Origin of the sequence: Flavonifractor sp. An306 (genome assembly GCF_002159455.1) — a bacterium.
Taxonomy (GTDB): domain Bacteria; phylum Bacillota; class Clostridia; order Oscillospirales; family Oscillospiraceae; genus Flavonifractor.
On sequence record NZ_NFIQ01000095.1, the window covers coordinates 1 to 11,552 of the forward strand.

Consider the following 11,552-nt stretch of genomic DNA (forward strand, 5'->3'; position numbering starts at 1 on the left):
GGGTGGGAGTGGCTGTGGGGACTGCCTCCGGCTCCCCGGCTCCCGTCACATCCCCATCCAGAGCAGCGGTCAAGGCAGCGGCGGCGGCATCCGGCTGCCGGCACACCAGCAGGGCGGCATACCCGTCCTGGCTGGTCATCACTGCCTCCTCCAGCAGGGCGGCCTGGTCGGGCGCATAGCCGAAGAAGTCCGCCAGCCGGGCCTGCCGGTGGGCCTCCAGGGCGGCGGTCACCGCCTCGCCGTCCTCTTCCTGGCTCAGCCGGAGGACGATGACCTCCCGGGCGTCCATCCCGGAGGCGGTATACACCGCCGCCTCGGTCCACATCCCCTCCTCCACACCGCACACGCCAGTGAGGTAGTCGGTGCGGTCGCTGCCGGTGAGGGGCGTCAGCCCCGCCGGGTCGCTCTGGCTGTCCAGCACCGCCTGGGCCGCCTGGTCCGTACTCACATATCCCGCCGGGGCGGCGGTGTTCCCGCTGTCCGGCGCTCCGCAGGCGGTCAACAGGAGCAGCAGGGCCAGCGGCAGAATCCGTTTCATCCTTCCTGCCCCTCCTTCTCCCGGAAAAAGTCGTACACCGCCTGGGCGGTATTGCGGGGCACCGCCTCCTGGAGCTGCTCCAGGGTGGCGGCTTTGATGTTCTTGATACTCTTGAAGTGTTTCAGCAGCTCGCTCCGCCGCTTCTCCCCCACGCCGGGGATCTTGTCCAGCACCGAGCCCTTCACCCGCTGGTTCTGCTGCTGGCGGTGGAACTCGATGGCAAAGCGGTGGGTCTCCTCCTGGATCTGGCCGATAAGAGAGAAGATGGCCTGGTTGCCCTGAATCCCGATCTTCTGCCCCTCCGGGGTCACCAGAGCGCGAGTGCGGTGGCGGTCGTCCTTCACCATGCCGAACACCGGGATGGACAGTCCCAAGTCCCGGAGCACCCCCACCGCCACCCTGGCGTGGTTCTCCCCGCCGTCGATGAGCAGCAGATCGGGCTTGTCGGCAAATTTCTCGTCCCCGTCCAGATACCGCTGGAACCGGCGGCGGAGCACCTGGTCCATAGAGGCGTAGTCGTCGGGCCCGTCCATGTCCTTCAGCTTGAAGTGGCGGTAATCCCGCTTCAGAGGCTTGGCGTTGACATACACCACCATGGAGGCCACAATGTCGTCGGCCCCCTGGTTGGAGATGTCGTAGGACTCCATCCGCCGGGGCGGGGCGGGCAGGTTCAGCATATTGCCCAGCAGCTCCAGCAGCTTGTTCTGCCGCTCCTCCCGGGTGGTCCACCGCTCCACCTCCTCCACAGCGTTGGTGTTGGCCAGGCGGATGAGGTCCATCTTGGCCCCCCGCTGGGGGGTCACCAGCTCCACCTTCCGGCCCGCCGCCTCGGAGAGCATCCGGGTCAGAGGCACCTCGTCCTCCAGCTCGCAGGGCAGCAGGATCTGCCGGGGCAGGTTCCCCCGGCCGCCGTAATACTGGCGCACCAGGGCGGAGAGGATCTCGGCGGTGTCCTCCTCCATGGGGGTGTCGATCAGGTCCCAGTCCTTGGCGGCCAGCTCCCCCTCCACAAAGTGGAGCACCACAAAGCAGCTGCGGGTGGCCTGCCCCCGGTGGAAGCCCACCACGTCGGTGTCCGCCAGGGAACCCGCCACCACCTTCTGCCGCTTGCCCAGCAGCTCAATGGCCCGGTAGCGGTCCCGCAGCTCGGCGGCCTTCTCAAACCGCAGCTCCTCGGCGGCCAGCTCCATCTCCGCCTTCAGCTCGTCCCCCACCTCCTGGAACTTCCCCTCCAGCAGGCGGACGGCCTGGTCGATGGCCTCCCGGTAGCGGCTCTGGTCCATATCGGCCCGGCAGTAGCCGTCGCACTGGCCCATGTGGTAGTTGAGGCAGGGCCGCTCCTTGCCGATGTCCCGGGGGAACTTCCGGTTGCAGGAGGGCAGCTTTAAGGCGATGCGCAGGGCGTCGATGATGTTCTGGGTGTTTCCCCGGCTGCCGTAGGGCCCGAAGTACCGGGCCCCGTCCTCCGCCGCCCGGTTGGCTAGGGAGAATTTGGGGTATGGCTCCTTCACCGTCAGGCGGATATAAGGGTAGCCCTTGTCGTCCTTGAGCAGGATGTTGTACCGGGGCTGGTGGCGCTTGATGAGGGAATTTTCCAGCACCAGGGCCTCAAACTCCGAGTCGGCCACGATCACGTCGAAGTGGTCGATCTGGCTCACCATGGCCCGGGTCTTTTCCGTGTGGGTGGCCAGGTTGGCAAAATACTGGCTCACCCGGTTTTTCAGGGCCTTGGCCTTGCCCACGTAGATGACCGTGTTCTTTTTGTCCTGCATGATATACACGCCCGGCTTCAATGGCAGGGCATGGGCTTTCTCTTTCAACTCGTCAAAGGTCATAACAGAAGTATGATGCCCTCCTTTCCGCCGGATGTGCATGGATCAAAAAAAGCGCCGCGGATGCGGCGCTTTTTTCTCAGGCGTTTGGTCGTTTACTCGGAAAAATTGGAGGAGATCAGCTCAATCAGGGCCTCCACCGCTTCCTTCTCATCGGGGCCGTCTGCAATGAGGTTAATGGAAGTCCCCTTGACGATCCCCAGAGAGAGGACGCCCAGCAGGCTCTTGGCGTTGACTCTCCGCTCGTCCTTCTCCACCCAAATGGAGCTCTTAAATTCATTGGCCTTCTGGATGAAGAACGTGGCCGGTCTGGCGTGCAGGCCGACCTGGTTATTCACGACTGCCTCTTTCATATACATAGCGTTTCCCCCCAAGATGCATTCGCATACTTCGTATTATAGGATAGCAAATTTATCCCAAACCGTCAATGACAAAATGCACAAATTCCGCATAAGAAACTGGATTGATTGACGAAGAGTGTCTATTTCAGCTCCGCGATGGTCACCCCGTCCTCCCCCTCGCCGTAGCGGCCGGGGCGGAAGGACTTGATATACCGGCTGCGCTTCAGGTGGTCCCGCACGGCCTTGCGCACCGCGCCGGTGCCCTTACCGTGGATGATGCGCACTTCGTTGAGCTTGCCCAACACCGCGTTGTCCAGGAACAGGTCCAGGGCGCCGATGGCCTCGTCGGTCATCATGCCCCGCAGGTCCACCTCCGGGGAGGCCCCCAGAGAGCGCAGCTTGTGCTCGGCCCGGGCCACCACCTTTTTGGCGGATTTGGCGCTCTCGCCCTCCACCACCCGGACCTCATCCTGCTTGGCGCTGACCTTCAGAATCCCCGCCTGGAGCTGGAGGGAGCCGTCCTTGTTGACGGCGATCACGGTGGCGCGGGTGCCCATTTTCAGCAGCTCCACCGTGTCCCCCGCCCTGGCGGGCCGGGTGGGCGGGGGCGCCGGCTCCTCCGGCCGCTGGCCCAGCTTGCCCTCGGCCTCGTTGAGCCGGTGGCGCAGGGCCGCCCGCTCGTCATTCACCCGCTGCCAGTCCTCTTCCTTCCGCTGGCGGCGGCGCATGTCGTTGAGCTCCTGGAACACCTGGTCTGCGGTATTCCGGGCCTCGTCCAGGATGGCCCGGGCCTCCGCCTGGGCCTTCTCCACCGCTTTGAGCCGCTGGGCCTCCAGCTGGGCCTTGTACTCCCGGGAGGCCTTGGCGGTCTCCTCCATCTCCCGGCGGAGCTTTGCCGCCGCCTCCTTCTCCCGCTCCATCTCCTGGCGCTGTTCGTCCAGCTGGGTGAGCACGTCCTCAAAGCGGACGTTTTCCGCGTCAATCCGGGCGGCGGCCTTCTGGATGATCTCCTTGGGCAGGCCCAGCCGCTGGGAGATGGCGAAGGCATTGGACTTGCCCGGAATGCCGATGAGCAGCCGGTAGGTGGGGGCCAGGGAGTCCACATCGAACTCGCAGGAGGCGTTCTCCACCCCGGGGGTGGTCATGGCATACACCTTCAGCTCGGCGTAGTGGGTGGTGGCGGCCACCAGAGCCCCCATCTCCCGGGCCGACTCGATGATGGCGGCGGCCAGGGCCGCGCCCTCGATGGGGTCGGTGCCCGCCCCCAGCTCGTCAAACAGGATCAGGGTCTCATCGTCGGCCTGCTCCAGAATCCCCACAATATTCACCATGTGGGAAGAAAATGTGGAAAGGCTCTGGGCGATGGACTGCTCGTCGCCGATGTCGGAGAGCACCCGGCGGAATACTTTTACACAGCTGCCGTCCCCCACAGGGATGTGGAGGCCGCACTGGGCCATCAGGGTCAGAAGGCCGATGGTTTTCAGGGTCACCGTCTTGCCACCGGTGTTGGGGCCGGTGATCACCAGGGTGTCAAACTGCTCCCCCAGCATCAGATCGTTGGACACCGCCTTGTTGGGGTCCAGCAGGGGGTGTCGGGCCTTGCGCAGGTAGAGGCCCTTGGCGTCCAGCCGGGGGGCCACCCCCCGCATCCGGTAGGCCAGCCGGGCCTTGGCGAAGATCACGTCCAGCAGGATCAGCAGGTCGTAGTCCTGGGCGATGTCCTCCTTGAACTGGGCGCACTCGGCCGATAACTCCGCCAGAATCCGCTCGATCTCCTTCTCCTCCCGGGACTGGAGCTCCTTGAGCTCGTTGTTGGCCTTCACCACCCCCATGGGCTCAATGAAGAAGGTGGAGCCGGAGGAGGACACATCGTGGACCAGGCCGGGCACGTCGTTTTTGTGCTCCGACTTCACCGGCACCACAAAGCGGTCGTTGCGCTGGGTAATGATGGCGTCCTGGAGGTACTTGGCCTGGTTCGAGGAAATGAGCTTATTGAGGATGTCCCGCACCTTGGAGGCGGTGGCCCGGATGTGCCGCCGGATGGCGGCCAGCTCGGGGCTGGCGGCGTCGGCGATCTCCCCCTCCCCCACGATGGCCCCGGTGATCTTGTCCTCCAAAAACCGGTTGGCGGTCAGGGAGCGGAACAGGTGGTCGATGCAGGTTTTGGTCCGGTCCCCCTCCCCCTCGCCGTACTCCTTGGCGGAGCGGGCGGAGCGGAGGACGGCGGCGATATCCAGCAGCTCCCGGGCATTCAGCGCGCCCCCCATGTCGGCCCGCTGGAGGGAGGCCCGGACAGGCTTTACCCCAGAAAAGGAGGGAGAGCCCCGCAGGGCGGTCATATTCACCGCGGCGGTGGTCTCGTCCAGGGCACGCTGCACGTCGTCGGCATCGGTAAGGGGCCGCAGGGCCAGGCAGCGGTCCTTCCCCTCCTCGGTCACCGCCTGCTCGGCCAGCCGCTCCAGTACCCGGGGCAGTTCCAGAGTCTGTATGGATTTTTCAAATAAATCGGTCATGTAGGTTCTCCCGTTATCAATTCACATTTCAGGGTGAGCAGGGCGCGTCCCCCCACCCGGACCTTGACGCCGCTCCCGTCTTCCGTGATGCGGCTCAAAATCTCGGAGGGCTTGCCCATCTTCTCCCCCTGGACAAAGCGGTTGTCCGCCCCGGCCTGGATCAGGCCCCGGCGGTACAGATAGTAGGTCAGCGCCCCGTTGGAGGTGCCGGTGGCCGCCTCCTCCGGGATGGCGTACAGAGGGGCAAAGTTGCGGCAGTGGGCGGCGGCGTCCGGAGTATAGGGGCAGAACATATGCACACCCACCACGTTGTACCGCTCCGACAGCCGGGTAACCTGGGCCTCGTTCTGCTCCGCCCGCTCCAGGGTCTCCAGGTCCCTCACCGGCAGCAGGATGTCCATAAGGCCGGTGCTCACCGCCTGGGGTTCCAACCCCTCCGGCCGATTAGCCAGGGTCAGGCCGTAGGCGGCGTACAGTTCCTCCTGCTCCGCCTCGGTAAAGGTCTGGCCGTCCTGGGGTGCGGCCATGTCCATCCACACGGCGTCGGCCCCCACCCCGATCTCCAGGTCGCCGGAGCGGGTGTGGAGGGCGTAGTCTCCGGGCGTTATGGCCCCGGTATCCCGGAGGACGGTAAAGGCGGCGATGGTGGCGTGACCGCACAGGTCCACCTCCTCTGCCGGGGTGAAGTAGCGGATGTGGAAGGCTTTCTCTCCGGTCTGCTTCACAAAAGCGGTCTCGGAGTGCTTCAGCTCCCCCGCCAGGGCCCGCATAAGGGACTCCGCCGGGAACTCCCCCGCCCCCAGCAGGGCCACCCCCGCCTGGTTGCCGGAAAAGCGCACGGTGGTAAAGGCGTCAGCCACATACAGTTCCATGTTACATCCCCGCTTTCAGTCGTTTATAAAAATCCAGGGTTTGAAACCCCCGGTCCAGCTGGGCCAGGAGGAAGCCCTCGCACACCCTGGCCAGGCAGTCCAGACCTTTCTGCTCCAACTGGAAGGAAAACAGCCGCTTGGGGTCGCCGTACACCACATGGCGCAGGGCGGCCAGAGTACCCGCCTCCAGAGGCAGGGAGGTCCCGGTCCCCACCTCTCCCCGGCACCCGGCACAGTGGAGCACCCCCTCGGTCAGGTGGAGCATGGGCTCCTCCGGCTGGGGCAGGCCGCACACTGCGCAGGCATCCAGCAGGGGCTCGTACCCCTCCAGGCTCATGAGCTTGAGCTCAAAGGCCCCCTTTACCAGGGCCTGGGGCCTGTTCAGCTGGTCCAGGGCATGGAGGGAGTTGAGAATCAGGGACAGCCCCGCCGGATCCGGCCGCCCCTCCACCGCCACCGCCTCCATCACCTCGGCGAAGTAGGAGCCCAGGGCCAGCAGCTCCACATCGGATTTCATGTGCCAGAACTGGCGGATGGACTCGGCCTCGCTGAGGGTAAACCGGTCCCGGTACTCAAACAGGGTCATGTCGGAGTACACCAGCAGCTGGGCCGCTGCCGCCAGGGGACTGCTCTTCCGGCGGCACCCTCTGGCCTTCACCGTCCGCTTGCCCCCCTCGGCGGTAAGCACCGTGAGGATCTTGTCCGCCTCCTTATAGGCCGTCTCCCGGAGCACCAGGCCCTGGGTGGTGATGTGCATGGTTTCTCCTCCCCAAATATGTAGGCGGGCGGTCACCCGCCCGCAGGATGTTCCGGCTTCTTCTCCCGCTTCTCCGGAGAGGACCGCCGGTACAGGGTGTACGCCTCCGGCAGGCCGGTGCGCACAAACAGCCGCCAAAGCAGTTCCGTCCGCTCCACGTCACACCGCTCCCTCCGGTCTTAGCTTGGCCGGAGGTCGGCGGTTTATCAGCGGTAAAATGTGCCCATACCGTTGGGTAGACTATACCACAAAAGGCGGACAGCCGCAACAGGGAGCCAGCTGTCAGCCTTGCTTCCTGCGCCTGCGGCCCACCACGTCCGGCAGGATCAGCGCGGCCGCCAGCAGGAGCATGACAGCCAGCCCCGCTGGGGAGAGTATAACGTTGAACACACGGGCGCCGCCGGGAATATGGGAGATATACCGGGCATACAGGTTGTCCGGCGTGACGCTGACGCCGTCGTCGGAGTGGTTGGCGTCCCCTTTGGTAATCGCCCCTCCGTCGGTAAATTCCACCACCCGGTGGATGATCTGCCGCCCGTCGGAAGAACGGGTATAGACCACGATATCGCCCACGGCCAGGTCGTCATAGTCCACCCGGGTGGTGACCAGACACAGGCTGTAGGTGGGGATGGTGGGCTCCATGGAGCCGGTCTGCACCGCGCACAGGCGCAGGCCGGACAGCTGCACCGTCAGCCAGACAGCGGCGCAGAGGATGACCGCAATCCAGACGGCGAGGTTCTCTCTGATCACTCGTTTCATGTCAATTTTCCCCCAGAACCGGCCCAGCGCAAAGAGGGTCCCGGAGCAATCCGGGACCCTGACGCAAAACAGGCGGCAGTCCGCCCCGCTCACTCGTCCTTGTAGCCGAAATTGTGGATGAGATTGAGGTTGTCCCGCCAGTTCTCCTTCACCTTCACCCAGGTCTGGAGAAAGACCTTGGTGCCCATGAAGGCCTCAATATCGGTGCGGGCCAGGGTGGAGATCTTTTTCAGCATGGCGCCGCCTTTGCCGATGATGATGCCCTTATGGCTGCCCTTCTCGCAGTAAATGGTGGCGTCCAGGTCGATGATCTCGTTGTCCCGCTCGGAAAAGCGGGTGATCTCCACGGCGGTGCCGTGGGGGATCTCCTTGTCCAGGCACAACAGCAGCTTTTCCCGCAAAATCTCGGCGCACACCTGCCGCTCGGGCTGGTCGGTGACCATATCCTCCGGGAAGAGCTGGGGCCCCTCGGGGAGAAAGGCCGCCAGCAGGTCCAGCAGCTCCTCCACCCCCTCGCCAGTCTTGGCGGAGATGGGCAGGATGGAGTTAAAGTCGTGGGCCTGGCCGTAGGTCTGCATGACGGCCAGCAGCTGCTCCTTCTCCACCGTGTCGATTTTGTTGATGACCAGCACGGCGGGAGCGCCCAGCTGCTGGATGCGCCAGATCAGCTCGGCCTCCGGGCCGCCGATGTGGGGGATGGGCTCCACCAGCAGCAGCACGGCGTCCACGTCGGCCACGCTCTGGCGCACCACGTTTACCATATAGTCCCCCAGCTTGGTGCGGGCCTTATGGAGGCCCGGGGTATCCAGAAAGACGTACTGGCAGTCGTTGCGGTTCACCACCGCGCAGATGCGGTTGCGGGTGGTCTGTGGCTTGTTGGAGACAATGGCGATCTTCTCGCCCACCAAAGCGTTGGTCAGGGTGGACTTGCCCACGTTGGGCCGGCCCACAATGCTTATCATGCCGGATTTTTTGATTTCCATAGGTGATCCTCAACTTTCTTGAGCTTTTTTATATCTCTCTGCCAATCCCCAGCTGGCCCAGGATGGCCTCCTCACGCTCTCTCATCTGGGCCTTCATGGGGCCCTCGTCCATGTGGTCGTAGCCCAGCAGGTGGAGCACCGAGTGGACCGCCAGATAGGCCACTTCCCGGCGGGTGCCGTGGCCGAACTCCTCCCCCTGGGCCTTCGCCCGCTCCAGAGAGAGCACCATGTCCCCCAGGGGCACCAGGCCGGTGCCCGGGTCGGCGTCCTCCTCTGTGGGGTTCTCCCCGGGCCGCAGGTCGAACATGGGAAAACTGAGCACGTCGGTGGGCCGGTCCACCTCCCGCTGCTCCAGGTTGATGGCGTGGATCCCCGCGTCGTCGGTGAACAGCACGTCCACCTCGCAGGGCACCTCCACTCCCTGGGCGTCCAGGGCGGCGGGAATCACCTGCCGCAGCAGGCCGGCGTACTCCTCCGCCCCGTCCACCTCGGTCTTGATGAGCAGTTCATGGTTCACGGTTCTCCCTCCTTACGCCCGTCAATGGGCTCGTCCAGCACCCAGGGCAGCCAGGGTGAAAAGCACAGGTCAAAACAGGGCTCGGGAAAGTCCTCCGCCCCGTAGGGATAAAAGTGTTCATCCCCGCACCACAGGCTGTTTTCCGACCGGGGGGCGTCCTCCGGCGGCCGGGCCAACAGCCGCCCCGCCACCCGGTAGTGGAGGTCGTAGAGCAGCTTCCCGTCCTGGTCGTACAGCTCGCTGAGCTCGGTGCACTTCTCCGGCGGGATGCCCAGCTCGTCCAGACAGCCCAGAATCTCCTCCGGCAGCTTCCGCTCCTTCGCCAGAACCAGGAAATTCCGGCAGTGGCCACAGTCGCAGCCCCACTCCTCTGCCCCGGCATACCACTCCCGGGTGGCGGCCTCGTCCACCTCTACCGTATACCCCGCCCAACTCAGGCGCTTCATTTCTTGTTCCTCCGGTTCTCGTCGGCCTCGTAAGCCTTGATGATCCGCTGGACAATGACGTGGCGCACCACATCAGACTCATTCAGCTTGCAGATGGCGATATCCTCCACTCCGTCCAGCACCCGCATGGCCTCCTTCAGGCCGGACACGGTATCCCGGGGCAGGTCGATCTGGGTGACGTCGCCGGTGATGACGATTTTAGACCCGAAGCCCAGCCGGGTCAGAAACATCTTCATCTGCTCCCGGCTGGTGTTCTGGGCCTCGTCCAGAATAATGAAGCTGTCGTCCAGGGTGCGGCCCCGCATGTAGGCCAGGGGGGCCACCTCGATATTGCCCCGCTCCACGTATTTCTGATAGTTCTCCGGCCCCAGCATTTCAAACAGGGCGTCGTACAGGGGCCGCAGGTAGGGGTCCACCTTGCTCTGGAGGTCGCCGGGCAAAAATCCCAGCCGCTCCCCCGCCTCCACGGCGGGCCGGGTGAGGATGATCCGGTTCACCTGCTTGTCCCGGAAGGCGGACACGGCGGCGGCCACCGCCAGATAGGTCTTGCCGGTGCCCGCCGGGCCGATGCCCAAGGTAATGGTGTTTTTCTTGATGGCGTCCACATACCGCTTCTGCCCCAGCGTCTTGGCCTTGATGGGCTTGCCCTTGGCGGTGACGCACAGAACGTCCCGGGCGATGTCGTTGATGTGCTCCTCATTGCCTGCCCGCACCAGATTGATGATATAGCGGACGTTCTGCTCGGTGATGGTCTCCTTCCGGCCCGCCAGACCCAGCAGGCCCTGGAGAGCCTTGACGGCGTGCATCACATGCTCCGCCTCGCCGGACACCTTCAGCTGGTTGTCCCGGCTCACCACCGTCACCCCCAGCTCGCTCTCGATCAGCTTGATATTCTCGTCAAAGGACCCAAAGACGTCGATGACGTCCTCCATCCGCTCGATGTTGATGGTCTGTTCTGTCATGAATCGGCCTCTTTTTCTTGTGTGTTCTCATCGGGCACAAACCGCCCGATCTCCTCGGTACACTCCGCCTGGAGGGTGACCCGCAGCAGACCGTCCTCCTGCACGGCGGTATAATCGGTGCTGACCACCTCTCCCTCCCCCACCGCCTGCTTCAGCTCCTCCAGCAGCTGCTCTTCCAGCATCTGCCGGGCGGCGTCGGGGTCGAGAGCCGCCGCGGCGGTCTCGTAGGCCCGGTGTGTCTCCCGCTGGACGGTCAGGGGCATCGCCTGGCCGCCGGGGAGGGTCAGCTCCCAAACCTTGCTTATTTTATCATACTTGGAGAAGGGAATTCCACTGTTTCCGAAAAAAACAAACCGCTGGCCCAAAACCGTGGCCGACCAGCAGGTCTTTTCCTCCCCGGTGTACACCTTCACCGGGCTCTCCAGAGGCAGCTCCCCCACCAGGGTACGCCAGGTACGGGCGTACACCCGCCCCTCCGCCCGCACCTGGAGGGTACCCAGGTCGGGCAGCTCGCTGTACTTGGGGGCGTCCAGGTGGACGGTGCCCGAAATCAGGGTCTCCCCCGCCACCACCGTGTCCCCCACATCCACCAGGGCCTCCCCGTTGAGGGTGTCCATCCGGGTGATGATCCCGGAGGCCCGGGCCACCACGCTGCCTGTGGCGGTCTCATCCACCACCTCCGGCTCGGGGGTGGCCTCCCGCACCAGCACCTGGGCCCGGGTGCCATAGAGGTTGACGCTCATCCAGGACAGCTCCGGCAGCTGGAGCAGGGCCTTGGTGCGGATGGTCTTTTCGTCCAGGCCGGGGCCGAACACCCCCGGACGCAGGCCCTGCCGCCGCAGCTCGGTGAGGATCACGGCGGTGGGCACCGTCTGATTGCCCTCCACCTGGATGGTGAGGACGAACTGGGACAGCACGCATACCGCCGTCAGGGAGAGGGCCAGCCCGATGAGCAGGGCGTACCGGCGGCGGAACCGCTCCAAAAACACCAGCAGCCCCGCCTGCCCCGCCCGGGTGACGGTACACATGGCC

General features: G+C 64.7%; 13 protein-coding genes. All 13 read right to left on the reverse strand.

Annotated elements, in window-relative coordinates; all coding sequences use genetic code 11:
- Window positions 1–538, reverse strand: a 538-nt coding sequence (locus B5F88_RS17060; RefSeq protein WP_140402167.1) for a DUF4358 domain-containing protein, incomplete at its 3' end; no start/stop codon positions are given.
- Window positions 535–2,412 (reverse strand): excinuclease ABC subunit UvrC, encoded by a 1,878-nt coding sequence (uvrC, locus tag B5F88_RS17065; RefSeq protein WP_343286479.1) that lies wholly within the window; start codon window positions 2,410–2,412, stop codon window positions 535–537. The genes B5F88_RS17060 and uvrC, both read right to left, overlap by 4 nt.
- 53 nt (window positions 2,413–2,465) lie before the next feature.
- Window positions 2,466–2,729, reverse strand: coding sequence for an HPr family phosphocarrier protein (locus B5F88_RS17070; protein ID WP_007495691.1), 264 nt, complete (start codon window positions 2,727–2,729; stop codon window positions 2,466–2,468).
- 122 nt (window positions 2,730–2,851) lie between these two features.
- Window positions 2,852–5,224 carry an endonuclease MutS2 gene (locus B5F88_RS17075; protein WP_087348477.1) on the reverse strand — a complete coding sequence of 791 codons (2,373 nt, stop codon included), beginning with the start codon at window positions 5,222–5,224 and terminating at the stop codon, window positions 2,852–2,854.
- On the reverse strand, window positions 5,221–6,096 hold the full coding sequence (locus tag B5F88_RS17080) for a PhzF family phenazine biosynthesis protein (protein ID WP_087348479.1): 876 nt from the start codon (window positions 6,094–6,096) through the stop codon (window positions 5,221–5,223). The genes B5F88_RS17075 and B5F88_RS17080 overlap by 4 nt, the downstream gene beginning before the upstream one ends.
- A 1-nt stretch (window position 6,097) precedes the next feature.
- A complete protein-coding gene (gene recO, locus B5F88_RS17085; RefSeq protein ID WP_087348481.1) occupies window positions 6,098–6,853 on the reverse strand; it encodes a DNA repair protein RecO in 756 nt (251 codons plus the stop codon).
- A gap of 32 nt (window positions 6,854–6,885) precedes the next feature.
- Entirely contained in the window at window positions 6,886–7,011 is a 126-nt protein-coding gene (locus B5F88_RS21860; RefSeq protein WP_275532953.1) for a hypothetical protein, read from the reverse strand.
- Window positions 7,012–7,135: 124 nt separating this feature from the next.
- On the reverse strand, window positions 7,136–7,612 hold the full coding sequence (locus tag B5F88_RS17090) for a signal peptidase I (RefSeq protein WP_140402168.1): 477 nt from the start codon (window positions 7,610–7,612) through the stop codon (window positions 7,136–7,138).
- A gap of 89 nt (window positions 7,613–7,701) precedes the next feature.
- Entirely contained in the window at window positions 7,702–8,595 is an 894-nt protein-coding gene (gene era / locus B5F88_RS17095) for a GTPase Era (protein WP_087348487.1), read from the reverse strand.
- Window positions 8,596–8,623: 28 nt separating this feature from the next.
- Entirely contained in the window at window positions 8,624–9,112 is a 489-nt protein-coding gene (gene ybeY, locus B5F88_RS17100; RefSeq protein WP_087348489.1) for an rRNA maturation RNase YbeY, read from the reverse strand.
- Entirely contained in the window at window positions 9,109–9,558 is a 450-nt protein-coding gene (locus B5F88_RS17105) for a hypothetical protein (protein WP_087348491.1), read from the reverse strand. Before B5F88_RS17105 ends, ybeY begins: the two co-directional genes overlap by 4 nt.
- Window positions 9,555–10,520: a PhoH family protein gene (locus B5F88_RS17110; protein ID WP_087348493.1), complete on the reverse strand. Its 966-nt coding sequence runs from the start codon at window positions 10,518–10,520 to the stop codon at window positions 9,555–9,557. Before B5F88_RS17110 ends, B5F88_RS17105 begins: the two co-directional genes overlap by 4 nt.
- Window positions 10,517–11,552, reverse strand: a 1,036-nt coding sequence (locus tag B5F88_RS17115; protein ID WP_140402169.1) for a sporulation protein YqfD, incomplete at its 5' end; no start/stop codon positions are given. The genes B5F88_RS17110 and B5F88_RS17115, both read right to left, overlap by 4 nt.

What these genes read in the sequence shown, in the direction of transcription:
- uvrC (WP_343286479.1), bottom strand. Translation starts at nt 2,412, where the DNA reads ATGCACATCCGGCGGAAAGGAGGGCATCATACTTCTGTTATGACCTTT.
- B5F88_RS17070 (WP_007495691.1), bottom strand. Translation starts at nt 2,729, where the DNA reads ATGTATATGAAAGAGGCAGTCGTGAATAACCAGGTCGGCCTGCACGCC.
- B5F88_RS17075 (WP_087348477.1), bottom strand. Translation starts at nt 5,224, where the DNA reads ATGACCGATTTATTTGAAAAATCCATACAGACTCTGGAACTGCCCCGG.
- B5F88_RS17080 (WP_087348479.1), bottom strand. Translation starts at nt 6,096, where the DNA reads ATGGAACTGTATGTGGCTGACGCCTTTACCACCGTGCGCTTTTCCGGC.
- recO (WP_087348481.1), bottom strand. Translation starts at nt 6,853, where the DNA reads ATGCACATCACCACCCAGGGCCTGGTGCTCCGGGAGACGGCCTATAAG.
- B5F88_RS17090 (WP_140402168.1), bottom strand. Translation starts at nt 7,612, where the DNA reads ATGAAACGAGTGATCAGAGAGAACCTCGCCGTCTGGATTGCGGTCATC.
- era (WP_087348487.1), bottom strand. Translation starts at nt 8,595, where the DNA reads ATGGAAATCAAAAAATCCGGCATGATAAGCATTGTGGGCCGGCCCAAC.
- B5F88_RS17105 (WP_087348491.1), bottom strand. Translation starts at nt 9,558, where the DNA reads ATGAAGCGCCTGAGTTGGGCGGGGTATACGGTAGAGGTGGACGAGGCC.
- B5F88_RS17110 (WP_087348493.1), bottom strand. Translation starts at nt 10,520, where the DNA reads ATGACAGAACAGACCATCAACATCGAGCGGATGGAGGACGTCATCGAC.